We start from the raw sequence: 18,071 nt of genomic DNA on the forward strand, positions 1-18,071 counted from the left end.
GTACTGGAGGTACTGGTAAAGGTACTGGAGGTACTGGTAAAGGTACTGGTAAAGGCACTGGCAAAGGTACTGGTAAAGGCACTGGCAAAGGTACTGGTAAAGGCACTGGCAAAGGTACTGGTAAGGGTACTGGTAAGGGTACTGGTAAAGGTACTGGTGGAACTGGCGGGACTGGGAAAGGCACTGGTGGTACAGGTGGGACTGACAAAGGTTCCGGTAAAAAGTAGATTAAAAATATGTTAAATGCAGGCAATCAAATTGCCTGTTCATAACCATCTCAAGCTTCATCACAGCTGATTGTGGTTAACCGTTACAAGGTTATAATTACTCGTTAACTTGCCGTTACTTATGGTACGGTTCTCCGTACAATCTTTAACGGCAAGTTAAAAAGGCCCAACCGCTTCTATACATAATACTTGGCATCGGAAGTAATAAACAGGCATGATTTCACCAACATATTTTTCCTTTTTCGATGCTGTATTCTCATATTCCCTGCTGTCTATGTAACGAAACCAAGCCAAATAATGTTATAAATAGAACGAGACTAACCAATAAAAAAACCATAGGAGCTCCCTTCCTGGGAATCTTATGGTTTTATTGTTTACTAATTCCAACTTGCTTATAACGATTTTTACCTATATTAACCAAGAATCTGTAGTTTCTCCTACTTTTTACCTTTACCTTCTTTACCTTCTTTACCTTCTTTACCTTTTTCCTCTTTGCCTTTGCCCTCTTTACCCTCTTTACCCTCTTTGCCTTCCTTGCCTTCCTTGCCTTTGCCCTCTTTAGCTTCTTTACCTTTGCCCTTTTCTTCTTTAGACTCTTGGCCTTTTGCTGCATGCTTACCTTTTTCTTCTTTCTGTTCTGTTCCTTTGGTTTCTTTTACTTCTTGTTCTTTTTTGCTGTTCTCATTCTTGTGTTCACCATGCTCATGACCGTGTTTACCAGGACCTTTTCCTCCAGGCATACGCATTACCTCCTAATTTTATACTTACATGGTCGGTGAATGGACGCTTTTAATATGCTGAATATTTGTATAAAAGGTCCTGCCTTCCGCTGTAATCATGTGGACAACATTGTTTTCTATTTCTTTTAGTAATCCTATCTTATTGGGGCTCCTCCCCAAGTCAAAAACAACGAGTTTACCTTCCAACTTTTTCAGTTGCTCCTCGAATGAGCGAGATAATGGCAAATCCGAAGGATTTACAGGAAAAAACTTTTTATCCAGCAGGTAAGGTGTTTGGTAATCACTATATGGAACAAGCCACTTCAAATGGTTTAACGGTATAAACATTGTTTTGTAAACAGGGGAATAAAATTCAAAGTAATTCGTCATGATATGGGTAATGTAACCATGTATAGGCTGATAGCCTGAAACAAAAATTTCTGTAAATACCCCTTTGGAATTCATTAGTATTTTTCTATACGAAATTTTATCGCTATTAATTGGCTTTTCAGTAAGAGCGGAGAAGTCCGTTGAACTTTTTTTGGTATTTAAACTGACGTTTAAAATATGAAAAGAAGGAATATATATATAACGTTCACCGTTATATAAAACTAGGATATCTTGCCCCGCATCAACCAAAATGCCAGTATGCCACTTATCACCAAGCAATTCAACATCAAAAACCGCTCCTAGCTTCTTCTGAAAAAGGTCCATCTATGTTGCCTCCTCTCACTTAAATAACCAGCCCGTCCATACGTATAAACACAGGAGACTTATAAGAAGACCGATAGGTATGATCATAATCGTCACTTTAATATATTGACTCCAAGTAAGTCTTATATGATGTTTTCTCAGTAAATGCATCCATATCAATGAAGCAAGAGTACCCATCGGTAACAATAATGAACCAATATCTGCACCAATGACTGTTGCTAAATAAGCGGTATGCATGGTAAAAGTATCCAACCCCATATTTTGCAAAGATAAGGTTCCAATCATAATAGAAGGAAGGTTATTAAATAAATTAGACATGGCAGTCAGCAGAATGCCCATTACAAAGATGGCATTAAAATGATTGTGGGCAACCGCTCCACCAAGCCAATGTACGAGAAAATCAGTCAGTCCTGAAGTATGAAGTCCGTAAATGATGACGTAAATGCTGAAAGCGAATATTAGAATGTGCCAAGGAGTTTTTACTAGAATATCCTTTGGCCCTATTCCTTTGCGAATCCATCGCACGGCAATTAGAACAATTGCTCCAATAATTGCGGGCCATTCTGTTGCTACCCCAAGTGGAGTCAGCAAGAAAAAGCTGCATCGGATCAAAATAACAACTAGGATGCAAATCCGAAACAGCCCCCAATCCATATATCCTTTGTCTTGCGGATCTACTTGGAGGGGATGAAACGTTGAGTAATTGTTGTGTACAATGGTGCTTATTGAATGAGACTGCAAGGTCATTATTTTTACGGGTATTTCACGCTTGAAATATACAAACAGCAGAATCGTAATCGTAATAATCCCTGTCATAGCGGGTACAAACATCATAGATGTATATGTGTTTAGATCTAAGCCGACTGTTTTTAACGCAATCAGATTTGCTAGATTACTAACGCCGATCGGTGCGCTTGCACCAGTAGCAACTAAAGCGCCCGATATGAGGTAAGGAATTTTTTGCCTAGTTTTTAAGTTCAGTATAGATAAGGTTTGGATGATAATTGGGGTTGTTATTAGAATACTTCCGTCATTATTAAAAAACATCGTCATTAAAAAGCATAATATATTAATGTACCAGAAGAGTGTTCGACCGGACCCCTTTGCCCGAACAGCCAAATTAGTAGCTGCCCACCTAAAAATCCCAATGCTTTCTAATACGATAGACATTACAATTGTTGATATGATGGTTATGCTTGCCCCACTAACAATGGAGGCTATATGGAACACACCTGAAAGTGGCACAATTCCTAATGCCAGGAAGATTAAAGCTCCTAGGGTTGTTGGAATAGATTCATTAATACCGAATGGCCTCCAAATTATCAACAACGTAACGGTAATGAAAACAATGGAGATTACCGCAGTTGTTATATCAAACATGATCTTGCACCTCACACGGCGGGTTGGCTGATGATGGTCCAAGTCTCCGTACAATGAGAGGGAGGGTGAGAATTTTAGATAATGTCGATCCAGCATCGATAACAATCATCTGCATATTCTCCCTCCTCCCACCTACGTTAAGATTCAGAGATGGATTATTTTTTTTCGTTGCTATCTTGCTTTTGTTCTTGCTTTTGTTCTTTCTTTTCCTCTTGATTTTCTTTTTTAACTCCATAAGACATACTTTTAATATGAAAGTTAAAAATAGTGACTAATTCATGGTTCACAACCATTGTAATATAATCATCATTGGCATCGGCTAAAACGCCCTGAACACTCTCATGGCCACCACGGTTAACTTGACACCAAAGATTTTTCATCCCTTTCAATAAACCAATAAAATTGTCAGCTTCCATAATTTTCAACGGAGTTGCATTCGGCTGTGCAGTTAGCAAGTACTCCATTGTGTCTTTCGTATTTACTGTCATACTCTTTAAATGACTTGTGTTGTAGTAAATAAGTCCATCCTTCTCATTGTAGATCCCTACATAATCGAATCCCACTGCTACAATCTCGCCTTGACGAGATTCAGGACCCCCGCGATCCAGTCTTACTTGCTTACCCATTAGCAAAGAATAATCGAATGCCATAATAATCATTTCCCCCTTCAGGTAGTGGTTGGTTGTTGTTACATGATTTATATATACTCACGTGGCAAAGGTTTGTACTAAACGAATGCCCCGTCTCTTAAAAACTCCACATTTATCACTAGAGGGTATTTGTACGTGGATATATACACAAACCCCTCCGATCATCAGAAAAACGTTTATCTGTTTAGATAAACGTTTCTCATGAATGACTGAAGGGGCGTCCAACTGCTCCTGCTATTACATTCGTTTTATATTGGATACATCGGAAATACAACTTAAGGCAACAACATACACAGTATCTCGCGTGGACATTACGACAATACCGTCAGTAAGTCCGATAACTTCGGCATTAGATACATCGTTTAACTGCTCAGCTAACGTGTTGAAATCAACTTTCGCTTTGCCGACTAATGGATTAAACAAGTTCCTCATTGATGAGCCTTCGTTATTATCTTTGTCGTTATTGTCAGAGTTTTCTTTATCAGTAATCAACTTACTGTCGAAATCTTCCCCCCATATCTCTAAGCCGGCAATAAGATGCATAGGTATGAAGCGCTCAACCCCGTTACTCGTAAAATTTAACAGTGAATTTTCGGCGGAAATAATTTTCGCATTCGAATATTTTCCATTTGAATAGTCTAATGTGTGTATTTCTTTCAACTTTTTGTCTTTTAGCTGACTAAGGAGATTTTGCATGGCATCTTCACTATGGCAGCATTTGCATTCCTCGTTATTAGACCTAACTTCCTGTTTAGGTGGCCCTGGGGGTTTAGGTTTCGGTGGCCCTGGGGGTCCCGGTGGCTTAGGCGGTCCTGGAGGTCCTTCTGGCCCTTTGGGTCCTTCTGGCCCTTTTGGTCCTTCTGGACCTTTGGGTCCTTCTGGCCCTTTGGGTCCTTTGGGTCCTTCGGGTCCTTTTGGCCCTTTCGGTCCTTCAGGTCCTACTGGTCCTGCTGGTCCTGCTGGTCCCGCTGGTCCTGCTGGTCCTGCTGGTCCCGCTGGTCCCGCTGGTCCTGCTGGTCCCGCTGGTCCTGCTGGTCCTGCTGGTCCCGCTGGTCCTGCTGGTCCCCTAGGGCATAACTTACAGTGATGCTTTTTACACCTATTACTTTTTTTGCGCTTATGACATATCAATTTTCTCTTTTTTTTCTTTCTTATCGGACATTTGCAGGGCTCTTTTCTTTTACATACTAAGCAAAGATCCTCTATACCACTTGCTAAAGATTGAGAATTGTCAGGTTTGTCCTTTACTTTGTACAAACTAAGTTTAGCAGCAACTTTAACTATGCGAAAAGTTTTCATCTTAAATGCACTAGGATTATAAAATATTTTCGAACGTTTCATAATGACTGAACCCTCCTCTCAGAAATCTAGACATTTGCTACTAGGGAACATTTAACTATGTGGGTATTTGCAATATCAGTGTATGAACCTATAAAATAGCCTGTTCTAGTGAAAGAGCACATTTTGATACGTTTAAAGAATTAAAATGGCAATAAAGAAGAAATACGGGCTATACCCTAGAGCGTTCGCGAACACGTGACATATACATGCAGTATAAATAACGATTCATGACATTTATCGGGTAATACTTGTGAAATAGATTGTCACACTTCAACGAACAGGAGGAATCCTTATGTTTATAGTCTGCCTACTTATTCTTTCTGGAGTAGGATTGTATGTAACATTAAAGCCTCCGACAGAGCTAATTGAAAAGTCGTTAACAATTGATATATTCCCAGAGCTTAACATGGATAGCGTCCAGAACGCTTTTGAAGGCGCGTCTTTCAAGAAAGAAGAATAACAACGTTTAATCTAAAATATCTAGTAAATCCTCCTAGGATTGTTACTGCCTGTAAACGCAAAGAATCTACCGAATATTTCGGTAGATTCTTAAGTGAAAAGCTACTCTAATGAGTGGCAGGAGCGGTCTCAGTTCCCAGAAAAACGAACCTGTTCATCGCTCCGATTTAGATATGTGAGTCAAAGTAAACCCGTCAGAAGGGGCCTTTTTTATCATTGTGTACTCTGCCTAATGATGAGATTAGGCGCTAAGACCGTAAGTTTCGTCACCTTTTCTTTCTGAATCAATTTGGATAAAATCAACATCGCCTGCATGCCCAGCTGTTCACTTTGCTGCGAAACCGACGTAAGTTCTGGATTCATCGCTGAAGACAATTGTGTATCATCAAACCCAGCAATCGCGATATCTTCAGGAATTCGCAACCCGCGTGATATGGCTGTTTTCATAGCACCTATGGCCACATAATCATTAATACATAAAATAGCTGTAGGGCGATTGGACATGGTAAGAAATGCTTCCATCAATTGTCGGCCGCAGGACATGGAGAAACTCCCCATGCGAACCCATTCATTGCGATATGAGAGCTGATTCGCTTCTAACGTACGCCGGTAAGCTTGCAGCTTCTCCACCGTAGTTGTCGTTACTTCGCTTCCGCCTAAGAAACCTATTTGACGATGGCCACGATCAATCAAATGCTGAACAATCAGCTTAGTGCCTAAGTATTCGTCTGTTTTCACACGATGACATGGATGTCCTGGCAGTGTGCCATTTATCAAAACAATCGGGATTTTCCTCTGTATATCTACCACTTCCTGTACGAGAGATGGCGGACAATGTCGTGAATTAATACGGCCTCCCATGAGAATGAGTCCATCCACTTGCCTTTCACATAGTAAGTTTAAATACTCGGATTCTCTGTTGTAATCGCTAAAAGTGTTGCATAAAAAAAGGGTGTAACCAAGCTTTTGTGCAGCCCTCTCTGCCCCTCCAAACACCTCAGGGAAAAACATATTGCTGCTATCCGGAAACAAGACGCCGATCATACCGGTCTTCTTATTGACCAGACTGCGTGCTAAGGCATTGGGCTGAAATTTATGTTTTTCAATAATAGCCATAATCTTCTGCCTAGTGGATGCACGTACAGGTGCTGTATCATTCAGAACTCGGGAGACCGTCGCGACGGAAACATTCGCTTCTCTAGCAATATCGTAGACTGTAATGGTTTCCAGGAGCTCACTCTCCGTTACGTCAAAATGAAAAGCGAATGATCGAAGGCCTGTTCTGAAACAGACCTTCGATGTGTAATGTCACTTATTTCGTGCTTTCTACCATTTTCTTGAATTCATCCAATTGCTTTTGGACTTCCGTCATGACTTTGTCAAAACCAGCAGCTTTCAAACTCGCGCGGAAATCTTCTACTGCTTTCACTGGGTCGCCAGCTTTTCCGTAGAGGATTGCAGGTCCCTTTGATCCAACGACTTGTGTAATTGCGGTTAACTCATTCGTGACACTGGCTTTATCGAAAACAAATCGGCCGTAAGGATAGGCTTTCTTGATCTTATCATAAGATGCATACAAAGCGCCTTTCCCAGCCCAGTCTTCGCCATTAGGGATTTCGTTCTTGTCGATACGCCCACCCCAGAAGTTTGAGTAGAAGTCATCTCTTTGGACATCGTACCCATCCGGACGATAGCGTTTGCCATCTTTCACGACATATTGCACACCTTCAAGACCATAGTTCATCAGACGATAAATTTCAGGGTCTTGACGAATAAGCTCATAGACCATCAGCGCGCGCTCTGGATGCTTACTTTTCGCCCCAATGGATGTACCGCCATGTGTGATCGACATCGATACGAGGTTATTTTTAGTTGCCGAGAATGGGAAGAATTGCAGATCTGATCCTGGCTGCAGCTTATCCATTTTGATGCGCTCGCCAAGGTAGGTTTGCGTATGATGCTGATCGACAGAGGTTTTACCTGCTTCCATTTCTGCACGGTTATCGCCTTTATAGTTCAACACATCCTCGCGCCAGAATCCCTTGTCGCCCCAACTTTTCATCATCTTAGCAAAATCAACGAACGTGTCATCAAGAAATGGGCTGTATGCTTTGTACTTATCATTAAAAGATTTGCCGTAAATTAATGCGAATAATCCTGTATTTATCGGAAGTTCAATCGCATCCGTGTAGGAATTGATATATCCGCCAATGTTGCCTCCTGAAGTACCATTCGTATCCCATGGAACAACGCCCGGCTTCTTATCCTTGACACCTTGTAAGTATTTCTCCAACGTTTTCCAATCCGTGATCGGTGAAGTGATACCGAATTCTTTGGCCCAATCACCACGATATTGAAAGCCGTGATTTACCCATTGCGTATAGTGATCTTCGGGGATTAGCATAATCTGATTCTTGTATTTCGTCTCGGCCCAGTTCTCTGGCGGTACTTCCTTCCACGTGATCGGCGCATAAGTGGGCAGAAGCTTATCTAGTGGCTGGAAGGCGCCTTTTTGCGCATTTTGCCATGTATCCAACCAGTCTGTTGCCACTGTAATTAAATCAACAGGCTCCCCAGATGCGAGTAATAAATTATATTTTGTTTGCCAATCGGCCCACTCCACCCATTTAATTTCCAGTTTGGCATTGACCTTTTGTTTCAAAATGGCATTGAGCTTTTCCATGACTTTCTCAAACTGACCATTCTTCGGCTTGTCACCCAACATGACATAAGAAATCGTTTGAAACTCAGAAGTATCGATTTTACCACCAGCAGCTGTTGCAGGTGCTGTGGAATCTGAAGAAGTACTGTTAGATGACGTACAAGCTGTCAAGCTTACTGCGAGCGTCGCAGCGAGTGCAATACTAAGCGCTTTCTTTTTCTTGAACATGGAATTGCCTCCCCATTCTCATTTTGTTTATGCATAACGTTAGCCTTTAACAGCACCAACGGTGATACCTTTGATGAAATATTTCTGTACCAATGGGTAAAACAGGATGACGGGGCCAGTTGCAACAACCGCTGTGGCCATTTTCATGGACTCGAGCGGCATATCTCTAGGCTGAACATTGGAGGAAACGGATGAATTCTTAATAAAGTCGGCGCTAGTGACCACATTATAGAGAAACAATTGGAGCGGTCGATATTTCAAATCGGGAGATAGGAACAACATGGCATTGTACCATTCATTCCAATACCCCAGAGCTATAAACAATCCGATTGTAGCTAAAGCGGGTGTCGTCATCGGCAAGATTAGCTTCGTAAAGATTCTAAAATCGCCTGCACCATCCATTTTGGCTGACTCTGTAATCGCATGAGGAATAGATGTAACGAAGCTTTTCATCATAATAATCAGAAACGGGCTCATAAGTCCTGGCAGCAGAACAGCTAAGTAATTATCTTTGAGGTGCAGCCATTGTGTCATAATTAAGTAGAAAGGGACGACTCCCCCATGAAACAACGTTGTGAAGTAGATGAAAAAGGATATCCTGTTCCGATAAGGAAAATCTGGACGCTGCAAGGAATATCCCGTCATCGCGACGACGAATAGTCCAATAGTTGTGCCCACGATCGTAATTCCCAGCGTCACACCGTAGGAACCAAGAATTACGCCTGGGTTCTCAAACACGATTTTATAAGCAAAGCTACTGAATTCTTTGGGCCATAAATTATAACCATGCAACGTAATGGATTTCTCTGAGGTGAACGAAGTACCGAATACGACAAGAAATGGAATTAGGCAACATAGTGCAAATATAGCTATAAAGATGTAGCCGAATAGTCGTATAGCCACGGACGAAAAATCCGTCCCCCTCTGGCGAGCGATGACTTGCTCCATAGGATGTCCTCCTCAGCTATTCATCATTTGAATAAGCATTTTTTTAGAATAAGGTGTTATCAGGTGAAGCCTTTTTCACAAGCCAGTTTGCGGTAATGACGATGAAGAATCCAAAAACAGACTGATATAAGCTGACAGCGCTTCCTAAGGAGAAGTTAAAATTGTTCATTAAGGAACGGAACACGAACGTCTCAATAATATCTGTAGCATCGAATAATGCTGTATTATTAGCTCCGACTAAGTTGTAGAATAAGCCGAAATTGCCTCGGAGGATACCCCCCAATGAAAATAGGAATAAAATAATGAAAGTTGGCTTCAGCCATGGGAGCACAATATAACGAATCCGCTGCAAGGCATTGGCGCCGTCGATTTCTGACGCTTCCACGATCTCGGAGTCTAAGCCCATAATGGCGGCGAAATACACAATAGAGCCATATCCTGTAGACTGCCACAAATACGTGATGACAATGATAAATGGCCAAATACTTGGGTTCGAATATGTTTTGACAGGATCCCATCCGATCGATTTTAGAATGCCATTCAGCAAACCGAAATCATAGCTGAGAATGTTATAAGCGATGAGTCCAACAAGCACGAATGAGATAAAATAAGGCAGAAACATCAGCGATTGCGAGACTTTCTTAAACCACTTTTTACGAAGCTCATTCAGTAGAATAGCAATACTGATCTGCAGAATATTGCCAAATACGATAAATGCAAGATTATAGAGAATGGTATTGGAAGTTAGCTTCCATAATGCGCCTGAAGTCACTAGAAATTTGAAGTTATCGAACCCAACGAAGTCACTGCCGAAGATACCAGCCGAGTAGTTATAGTTGATAAATGCAAGATAGAGCCCAGGCATTGGCAGGTATGACATGACTAGGAAAAAGAGAATAGCGGGTACACACATGAGCAATAAGGTGCGATGCGACCAAAATCTTCGTAGCGGTGTCGTTCGCTTTCTGACAACAGGTGAATCGACATCTATGGTCTTGGATGTGATGGCAGTTTTCATACGTTAGCTCCTTTCATATTAACTATCGGAGACGGGTACGAAACGTAACGGTTCCAATATGGCATCGGTTTCTAACCCTACGGCCTCCAACAAAATAGCAAGTTCATTCCCCTCTTCCCGCTCATGGAACCATGCCCCAGGCAAATAAAAGGATTCATCACTCCCGCCACGGAATATCGGTCGATTCGCACCGCCTTGCGTCCATATACGCCCCACCAGATTTCCATTAAAGAACACGGACAGTTTCATATCTCGGCCTTTGGTATATACACGCCAACCTAAGCCAGGATTGCTGTCTTCAAGCTCGCCATAGAGCCATGCGACAGCACCAGGCTTCATCGCTATCGCTTCTGTGACAGGTTTCGCGTTGATGCGTGAGGCTTTAGCATGCTGCAATAAGCCTTGCTCCTGACAGCCCGCTACGGTCCACTCACTCGCCGACGTCCCTTCATATAGTGTGATATGTCCGCTCAAGGCGATGTAGGTTTTATCTAAAAATAGCGTAATGACCGCAGTTTCTCCCGCATGTACGAAAGGTGTAAGATCAAGAAAAGGATCATGCGGATTCACTTGTCCTAGTGCATGTCCATTTACATAGGCATAAGCTTCCGTGAAGTTACCAGGCGTATGAAGAATCCAACGATTAGCTTTGTCTGCCAGCTTAACGTGCTTGCGATAGCAATGATGTGCAGGTAAATCTGCTGATAACCAGCCTCCTATACTCACGACCGGCCATTGCCCGTCATCCACACCCGTAGCTGCATATTCGTCTTTGATTTCATCGGTTTGCATGAGTTTAAATCGCCAATTTTGATTTATGTCTCTTGTCGACGTGACGCCGATAATGCCGGTAAGTCCCTTCAGACTGTTCAATTGAAGACCGGGAAGCGTCGTATCGTGAAAATTGGTATGTCCCCAAATTTCCACACGAGCTGTTAACTCAGGCACGACGTGTATAGCTTCAGGGATCGGCACATAGCGGGATGTTCCGCCTGGTGTTACCGTGCCCATATACCCTACTCCCGTGTAAAGCGAAACCACATCACTAGCTTGTTGTAGAATGAAACCCTGATAGTCGTTATCAGTCTGCGGCAATTGTGCTTGATACCAAGCGAACCCACGATAAATTCCGTGTCTTTCTAAATAATCGACATCGTCACCAAGGTATTTTATCTCCTCCGCAAAGGAGCCTAATTGGTCAACCTTACTTAGCTGCCATGTTATTTCCACTTCCCTGCTTTCCCTTGCTTGCACTGCAACTGTTTCAATTCGCAACTTGCCATCCTCATCGATGCCTTCCAAACGAAGCGCACGAGATCGGCTCATTCCAATGATTTCAAGAAGATGCCCATCTGATAGGAGAATCGTGGCTCTAGCTTCATCGTCCGATGATTGAAAGGATAAAGTTACCCTTCCTTTTGATTGCGAATCATGAACGATCATATCAGTATTCTTTACTTCAGTTTCCGACTCAAAGGTAAATTGCACTTCTCCTTCATTATCTGTATGGAAAATGAAAAGTGTACGCTGCTCCTGCGCTAGATGCTTCACTTGCATCAATTCAGCCGTTGCATAATCGAGCTGGCCGCCCCCAGCAATCCCCCATGTTCGTAAAGGGACACGGAGTGGCAAAATTGGGCACTCGAACGCCGAGACATTCAATTCGAATACGAGCTCACCGCCTTGTTTCAAAGCTAGATGATTCAGCTCAAGAGGCGTTGCCTCAGCTAACGAAGCGCCATATGTTTGAATCACGTGATGCAGCAACCTGCCCTCGTACGCTTCTTCCCGGATATGCCCTTCAGGCGTAATCATGCCATGAAAATCATAATCTGATGTCAGGAAGGAAAGCGGATCTCCCCAATTGTTGGCGGCATTCGTAAAGCCAAAGTTTGTCCCTGATGCTTGCAAATAAGGACCTAGCAATTTAGCTCCCGCCGATAACAGTCTGCGAAGTAGAAAGTGGGAGCGGTTCGTCTCGGTTACTAACAAGGGATAACCTCTGCGTGCTAATTCTTCTCTATAGTAGTGAACTCTCTCTTCAAAGGACGGATCACGATCATTCGGGTAAAAGTTGCAGGTTGGCACAACGCCTTCTGCGAACCCCGTTGCTTGCAACAGACCACCTTGGCCTGCACATGCAATCAAGGGAACCTTGATGCCATGCCCAATAGCTAGATCTCTTAAGGCTGAGATATATCCTTCTGGATCCTCACAAGGATAGAAATCAAGCTCATTCTCCAATTGAACAGCGATAATGGAACCTCCCTGACCTTGTTCATATCGCTGAAGAATAGGTAGGATTCGTGCGTACCATCTTGCCACATGGGTTAAGAAAAGCGGATCATTATCCCGAATTCGCATGTTTTCTTCGACAAATAGATAAGCAGGCAATGCACCTCCGTCCCATTCGGAGCATATGTAGGGACCTGGCCTCGCGATGACCCATAAGCCAGCTTCCGAAGCCTCTTGAAGGAACTGCGCTACATCTTTCTCTCCGGCGAAATCCCATACCCCTTCCTGGGTCTCATGATAATTCCATGGAAAATACACATCAATGGCGTTATAACCACAGGCTTTCACTTTACGTAAGCGTTCTTGCCAAACACCGCGAGGGAGTCGAAAATAAAACAAAGAGGCGCAGAGGATAACTTCTGATTTGCCATCTATGCGGATCGCCTCGGGCGATAATTGAATGATCTGATTGTGGCTGATGGATTGTTGCACTCGTGGTCCTCCCCTCAGTTGGGCTCTCTACGCTTGTATGAAACCCGTTTCATTCACCAAGCAGGTTTCATGTTGTCCCTAATGTCAGTATAGATAAATTATAAAGCGCTTACATTCAAATAAACTTCTAAATACATAAGAAAACAACACTGTTCACCACATCATAAAAAAGCAAAAAGTTGTGAATTATACTGCAATTCACAACTTCATGCCTTCCATATTTCACTGATTTCTTATACTTTTCACATCATTTTAGGACTCACACCTAAATTCTTTGACTGTTTTCCCTTCAAGCTCTTTGAACACTTTACAGAAATAGGAAGCTTCTTGAAAGCCCGTTTTTTCTGCGACTTCATATACCTTCCAGCTAGGATCCTGAAGTAATAACTTAGCCCTTCGAATTCGATAACGATTCAAATATTCTACAAATCTTAACCCTGTCTCACTTTTAAACAAATTGGATACATAATTAGAACTAAGGTGAAGACTTTCAGCCAACTTGCTAACGGTGATATCCTCCGCATAGTGCTCCTCAATATACGCAATGGCGGCTTGAATTTCTTTACGAAACGGCGTATTCCCCATTGCTTCATAATTTAATTCTTTTTGCCATGTCTGGAATAATTGCTTCAGTTGCTGTATGGTAGGGAACGCTTCAATTGCACGGTTGATTTGCCGATAGGTTGACTCCGCACTTGCAGAAAACTTACCTCTTCCGATCGCAGCAGCTTTTGTTAATATCGTGGCTTCATGGATGACGACTTTCAACTCCTCTAACGATAGCCTTCTTGTCAAAAGTAAGTCAAAGAAAAGTTCCGTTTGCTTGTCTACTGCTTCAAATTGACCGCTTTGAATGGCAGAAGCGTAAGCTTTCATCGAAACCTCTACGCCTTGAATTTCGCTAGACTTAGCCCAATAGGAATATACTTGTCCGACACCATCATAGATCGATTGTTCAAGGGCTTTTTCTGCTTGACGATACAACGTACTCCAATCCATTAAATCATGCCCAGTAGAACTAATGCCTATAGTTAAAGTACTAGCTTCACCCGCATTTTCCATCAAAACAGCAGCATGCCGCAACAATTCTTCTCTACATGTTTGTTCGCTAGTCGCATTGGGGAAATGCCTCATAATGACGGTTCGATGATCTGTAATCGGAATATGAATCAGGACTTCCCCTAATTCGGATAGCAAGGCACGCGTGGAATTAGCGTTAAACTCACCCTCGAATAGCATTATGGCAATCGGACCGGTAGGAATCGGGAATCGTATCGCTCTTGCTTGATCCTCCATCTCATCAACCTTCTTTAATTCACCGAATATGAGCTTACGTCCTAGTAAATGCCACATTTCCTGCAAATTCTCATTTCGGATCGCTGCTTGTCTCTTCAGCTGAAGCTCATCTTCAATTTTCGTTTTCATTTGCCTGAGTAATTGCTGCAAGGATTCTGGTTCCAGATCATGCTTAAGCAAATAATCCTCAGCACCCAGCTTTAGAGCCTCCTTCACGTAACGAAAATCATCAAAGGAGCTTAGCGCGACAATTTTAATCGAATCATCTTGCTGTTTCACCTTCTGAATCAAATCAATTCCATTCATTTCGGGCATCGAGATATCGGTCAGAATTAAATCGACATGCTGATGCTGCAGGATGTCTAGAGCATGTACACCATTTAAAGCTTCGTTCACGATATGAAAACCATAATCTTCCCAACGAATGATCGATTTAATCGCATAGCGATAGATTGCATTGTCCTCAACAATCATGGCGTTCAGCATACTAAGCCCCCTCCTTAACGTTTTATTTTATAAGGAATACGCACAATGGCTTTGGTACCTAATCCTAATTCACTCTCATAGCTAAGCCCATATTGCGGCCCATAGTAGAGTTGAATTCGCTCATGCACATTAGGAATGCCGATACCTGTAACACCAGGGACCGATTCTTTCTGAGAGCCAATATGAAGGATATTCGCGACTTGCACGGTATCCATGCCTTTCCCATTGTCTTCTACGGTAAGCAGTAAATCTCGATCAACCACCTTCGCGCTTAATTGGATTTTGCCTATTCCCTTCGACATCTCAATTCCGTGTAGAATGGCATTCTCGACCAAAGGCTGCAGGATAAAATAAGGGACTTCACAGGCTAACAAGGGCTCATCTACCACATATTCCATTTGAAAAGCTTCCCCATAGCCAATTTTCTGGATAAAAACATAGTTCTTTAGCTGCGTTATTTCTTGCTCTAAACTATGAAATTCACCAACACGCCGTACCGAAGACTTCAATAAATCGATAACGGAACTAATCATTCGCTCAATCTCGGGTTGTTCGTTCATACGAGCATACCATTTCACCGTTCCGAGGGTGTTATAGAGAAAATGAGGATTAATTTGACTTCGCAACACCGTGAATTCCGCTTGCTGCTTTGCGATTTGCTCCTTGTAAACGATATTAATAAGCTCGTTGATCCGAGCTAACATGAAATTAAAACGGAGTGATAAACTACCGATTTCATCTTTACCCAGTGGAACAATGCGCACATCAAAATTCCCGTCTTCTACGCGACGCATCGTCTGCTCTAAAATTTTGATATTTCGCGTAGCTGAGTTGGAAAGTATGGCGGCAATGCCTGTCGAGATCAGTACGGCCAACAAAGATACAAGGACAATCACAAAAACGATGATTTGCGTACCCGACAACAAAACAGACATAGGAATAAAACAAAGCACACGCCATCCCAAGGTCGGGGTTCGTTCTTGTACGAATAAATGGCTGTCCGCGCCTGCATATTCCACGGTAGCCATGGCCGCATCGCCTTCACTAAGTGCATTCGATATACTATTTCGAATGAGTTTGTCTGTTTCTGGACTTCCGCCACCTACTAGCAATTCGTTAAAAGGGTTGAGGATGGCAACATTACTCTGTTTAATAATGGAACTTCCGCTGCCCAATGAAAGAAAAAAATTGGCATCAAGACTATAAATAATCGTTCCTAAGCTGCGATCAATCTGATTCACATCCACGAAATCTCTGATGAGAAATACCTCATTTCGCTCACGTAAAGAAGGTGTCCAACCCATACTAAGCTGATGGGATTGTAGATACGTCTGTGCACGCAATGTCATACTCGATACGGCATCATGGTTCAGTGTATGATCCAGTCCCTTTTTATTTTCCCACCAATACAATTGCCCTGTGCTCGTTTGGATCATAATGGCATTCAGATAAGGATTACCATTGCCATATTGCGCAAGTAGAAATTCCATGCGACTTCGGAAGGCTGGATAGCTCTCACTCGTTACTACTTCCCCTTGTTCAGCCACAATTTGCCGAATATTCGTATCACTGAGAAGGTAAACGGAGGAGGTGAACGCCTCTTTCGCTTTATTCTCGATATTGTCCGATACTTGGTGTATCACCTGCATAGACAGATCCTTTGTATTGGCTTCAATAAACTTGGTTGAGGCATAAATCGCAACCCCTCCAACGGTTGTCGAGATGAATAGAATGAGAATCATATTGGAAAGAAAAAGCTTCGTGCGAATTCGAAAATCTTTGATCCGATTAGATAGCGGCTGAAGAGCTCTCATTCATCTATACTCCTTACCCACGCTCATTTGGACGCTCGACGTTGTTGTTTAAAAGCTTGATCAAGCTCTTGAATGCATGTATCCACATTGTGTGAGGGGTCAATAATGAATTTCGTTATGGCATTAATGAATATCTTTTGCAGATCTTGGTTCACAAAATCAATATAAAGGCTGGACCAATCATACGTTTTACCCCTTTGTATATAGGTGGAATCTAATTCGATATAGGTCGGATCAAAATCTTTCGGTAACCCTTTAATAACAGATAGCGCTTTCTTATTCGTCTGGAAAATGTTGCCCAACTGTTGCGTAGCAAACAGGTCCAAGGCTTGTAAGGCCGCATCCTTATGGGGTGATTTAGGATTCACGACGATACCGCCTGTCGATTTCAAACCGAAAATAGCCTTTTGCGGATCTGTCGAATACGGGAATGCGAATAAACCCAAATTGCTCGCTGGATTTTTGGATTTTACCCCATCAATAGTCCAAGTACCGTTGATGATCATCCCTGCTTTCCCTTCTGCAAGGAGCATTTGCGCCTGATTCCAATCTGTTTCAAATGGTTTATGGTTGACATATTTCAGACGCTCACCGAATCGCCCCAAAATTTCTTTGAACTGGATTTGATTGTCCTTAAATGTTGTTTTTCCTGCTTCAATATCCGCAATCCAAGTGGGATTGACCACATATTGATTTACTAATAAATCCGCCGCGAGATCCCAACTAATCGTCCAAGCATCCTTATAACCTGCAGCGATCGGGACAATCCCTACCTTTTGCAGAGCTTCACAGGCTTCGATAAATTGTTGCCATGTTTTTGGCGGCTCTTTAATATCAGCCTTGGCAAATGCATCTTTATTGTAAATCACACCAACACCATTCACATCAATCGGCAGCGCCCATATGCGCCCATCGGCTGACTTCACGCCATTTAGGTATCGTTCATCAATATTAGCTAGACTCGGTTGATTGCTTAAATCCATCGCATAGCCTGAACGAATAAAATCAAAAGCCGTATCCAAATTATCAATCATGTACATATCCGGCATATTACCTGAAATCGCCCAAGTACGCAGCAAACTCAAATAGTTGCCTCCATCAACGCCTGTAAGTGCGAATGTGTACGAAGGATGCTGCTTACTGTATAGCTGCGTCCCTATTTCTAGCCATTTCCGTGCCCCCTCCTCATCAAAATGGTGGACCCATGACAATGTTTGTACTTCTGGCTGGCTCCTGGGAACCTTGGTTACGTTCTGTGACTGGCATGCTGTTAACACCATTAATACCGAAATGCCAAGGGATATGATCCGAGATTTCATCCAACCACTCTTTCTTTTGATAGCGTTTACATAAGTATTCGAATGATACGTTTAATTTCTGATCTATAGTTCCACAAATAAGT

The 18,071-nt window shown here is 42.5% G+C and carries 16 protein-coding genes; 3 read left to right on the forward strand and 13 right to left on the reverse strand.

Features of this window, described 5'->3' with window-relative positions:
- The coding region (locus tag L6I86_RS30670) for a hypothetical protein (protein WP_236292370.1) at positions 1–227 on the forward strand (227 nt) is incomplete at its 5' end.
- A gap of 437 nt (positions 228–664) precedes the next feature.
- On the opposite strand, the gene L6I86_RS30675 is transcribed toward L6I86_RS30670, so the two are convergent.
- From L6I86_RS30675 to L6I86_RS30695, 5 genes are all read right to left on the reverse strand, one after another.
- Positions 665–967, reverse strand: a complete 303-nt coding sequence (locus tag L6I86_RS30675; RefSeq protein ID WP_236292372.1) for a hypothetical protein — start codon at positions 965–967, stop codon at positions 665–667.
- A 24-nt stretch (positions 968–991) separates the two neighbouring features.
- On the reverse strand, positions 992–1,660 hold the full coding sequence (locus tag L6I86_RS30680; protein ID WP_236292374.1) for a KOW domain-containing RNA-binding protein: 669 nt from the start codon (positions 1,658–1,660) through the stop codon (positions 992–994).
- A gap of 15 nt (positions 1,661–1,675) precedes the next feature.
- Positions 1,676–3,040, reverse strand: a complete 1,365-nt coding sequence (locus tag L6I86_RS30685) for an arsenic transporter (protein WP_236292376.1) — start codon at positions 3,038–3,040, stop codon at positions 1,676–1,678.
- 155 nt (positions 3,041–3,195) lie between these two features.
- Complete coding sequence (locus tag L6I86_RS30690; RefSeq protein ID WP_236292377.1) at positions 3,196–3,666, reverse strand: spore coat protein; 471 nt, start codon at positions 3,664–3,666, stop codon at positions 3,196–3,198.
- Positions 3,667–3,927: 261 nt separating this feature from the next.
- Entirely contained in the window at positions 3,928–4,386 is a 459-nt protein-coding gene (locus tag L6I86_RS30695) for a hypothetical protein (protein ID WP_236292378.1), read from the reverse strand.
- Between L6I86_RS30695 and L6I86_RS30700 the strand changes: the two genes are divergently transcribed.
- Together L6I86_RS30700 and L6I86_RS30705 are read left to right on the forward strand one after the other, a co-directional pair.
- A complete protein-coding gene (locus L6I86_RS30700) occupies positions 4,385–4,777 on the forward strand; it encodes a hypothetical protein (protein ID WP_236292379.1) in 393 nt (130 codons plus the stop codon). The genes L6I86_RS30695 and L6I86_RS30700 overlap by 2 nt on opposite strands.
- Before the next feature lie 546 nt (positions 4,778–5,323).
- Positions 5,324–5,491: a hypothetical protein gene (locus tag L6I86_RS30705; RefSeq protein WP_236292380.1), complete on the forward strand. Its 168-nt coding sequence runs from the start codon at positions 5,324–5,326 to the stop codon at positions 5,489–5,491.
- Positions 5,492–5,703: 212 nt separating this feature from the next.
- Here the strand turns inward: L6I86_RS30705 and L6I86_RS30710 are convergent, their stop codons facing one another.
- The 8 genes from L6I86_RS30710 to L6I86_RS30745 all read right to left on the reverse strand — a co-directional run bounded on the left by L6I86_RS30710 (position 5,704) and on the right by L6I86_RS30745 (position 17,988).
- Complete coding sequence (locus L6I86_RS30710) at positions 5,704–6,720, reverse strand: LacI family DNA-binding transcriptional regulator (protein ID WP_236292498.1); 1,017 nt, start codon at positions 6,718–6,720, stop codon at positions 5,704–5,706.
- A gap of 82 nt (positions 6,721–6,802) precedes the next feature.
- A complete protein-coding gene (locus tag L6I86_RS30715; RefSeq protein WP_236292381.1) occupies positions 6,803–8,380 on the reverse strand; it encodes an ABC transporter substrate-binding protein in 1,578 nt (525 codons plus the stop codon).
- A 39-nt stretch (positions 8,381–8,419) separates the two neighbouring features.
- On the reverse strand, positions 8,420–9,328 hold the full coding sequence (locus tag L6I86_RS30720; protein ID WP_236292383.1) for a carbohydrate ABC transporter permease: 909 nt from the start codon (positions 9,326–9,328) through the stop codon (positions 8,420–8,422).
- Positions 9,329–9,371: 43 nt separating this feature from the next.
- Positions 9,372–10,241 (reverse strand): ABC transporter permease, encoded by an 870-nt coding sequence (locus L6I86_RS30725; protein ID WP_236292499.1) that lies wholly within the window; start codon positions 10,239–10,241, stop codon positions 9,372–9,374.
- A gap of 123 nt (positions 10,242–10,364) precedes the next feature.
- Positions 10,365–13,073, reverse strand: coding sequence for a beta-galactosidase (locus L6I86_RS30730; RefSeq protein ID WP_236292385.1), 2,709 nt, complete (start codon positions 13,071–13,073; stop codon positions 10,365–10,367).
- A gap of 252 nt (positions 13,074–13,325) precedes the next feature.
- The gene (locus L6I86_RS30735; protein ID WP_236292386.1) at positions 13,326–14,855 is read right to left on the reverse strand and encodes a response regulator; all 1,530 of its coding nucleotides are present in this window, start codon (positions 14,853–14,855) and stop codon (positions 13,326–13,328) included.
- A 14-nt stretch (positions 14,856–14,869) separates the two neighbouring features.
- Complete coding sequence (locus tag L6I86_RS30740; RefSeq protein WP_236292387.1) at positions 14,870–16,669, reverse strand: sensor histidine kinase; 1,800 nt, start codon at positions 16,667–16,669, stop codon at positions 14,870–14,872.
- Between the two features lie 23 nt (positions 16,670–16,692).
- Positions 16,693–17,988: an ABC transporter substrate-binding protein gene (locus L6I86_RS30745; RefSeq protein WP_236292388.1), complete on the reverse strand. Its 1,296-nt coding sequence runs from the start codon at positions 17,986–17,988 to the stop codon at positions 16,693–16,695.
- Positions 17,989–18,071: the final 83 nt, after the last annotated feature.

The organism is Paenibacillus allorhizoplanae, from assembly GCF_927798215.1.
Lineage (GTDB): Bacteria > Bacillota > Bacilli > Paenibacillales > NBRC-103111 > Paenibacillus_E > Paenibacillus_E allorhizoplanae.

Excerpts from the sequence above, each read along its gene's own strand:
- L6I86_RS30675 (WP_236292372.1), bottom strand. The coding sequence starts at position 967 with ATGCCTGGAGGAAAAGGTCCTGGTAAACACGGTCATGAGCATGGTGAA.
- L6I86_RS30680 (WP_236292374.1), bottom strand. The coding sequence starts at position 1,660 with ATGGACCTTTTTCAGAAGAAGCTAGGAGCGGTTTTTGATGTTGAATTG.
- L6I86_RS30685 (WP_236292376.1), bottom strand. The coding sequence starts at position 3,040 with ATGTTTGATATAACAACTGCGGTAATCTCCATTGTTTTCATTACCGTT.
- L6I86_RS30690 (WP_236292377.1), bottom strand. The coding sequence starts at position 3,666 with ATGGGTAAGCAAGTAAGACTGGATCGCGGGGGTCCTGAATCTCGTCAA.
- L6I86_RS30700 (WP_236292379.1), top strand. The coding sequence starts at position 4,385 with ATGGCATCTTCACTATGGCAGCATTTGCATTCCTCGTTATTAGACCTA.
- L6I86_RS30695 (WP_236292378.1), bottom strand. The coding sequence starts at position 4,386 with ATGCAAAATCTCCTTAGTCAGCTAAAAGACAAAAAGTTGAAAGAAATA.
- L6I86_RS30705 (WP_236292380.1), top strand. The coding sequence starts at position 5,324 with ATGTTTATAGTCTGCCTACTTATTCTTTCTGGAGTAGGATTGTATGTA.
- L6I86_RS30715 (WP_236292381.1), bottom strand. The coding sequence starts at position 8,380 with ATGTTCAAGAAAAAGAAAGCGCTTAGTATTGCACTCGCTGCGACGCTC.
- L6I86_RS30720 (WP_236292383.1), bottom strand. The coding sequence starts at position 9,328 with ATGGAGCAAGTCATCGCTCGCCAGAGGGGGACGGATTTTTCGTCCGTG.
- L6I86_RS30725 (WP_236292499.1), bottom strand. The coding sequence starts at position 10,241 with ATGTGTGTACCCGCTATTCTCTTTTTCCTAGTCATGTCATACCTGCCA.
- L6I86_RS30735 (WP_236292386.1), bottom strand. The coding sequence starts at position 14,855 with ATGCTGAACGCCATGATTGTTGAGGACAATGCAATCTATCGCTATGCG.
- L6I86_RS30740 (WP_236292387.1), bottom strand. The coding sequence starts at position 16,669 with ATGAGAGCTCTTCAGCCGCTATCTAATCGGATCAAAGATTTTCGAATT.
- L6I86_RS30745 (WP_236292388.1), bottom strand. The coding sequence starts at position 17,988 with ATGAAATCTCGGATCATATCCCTTGGCATTTCGGTATTAATGGTGTTA.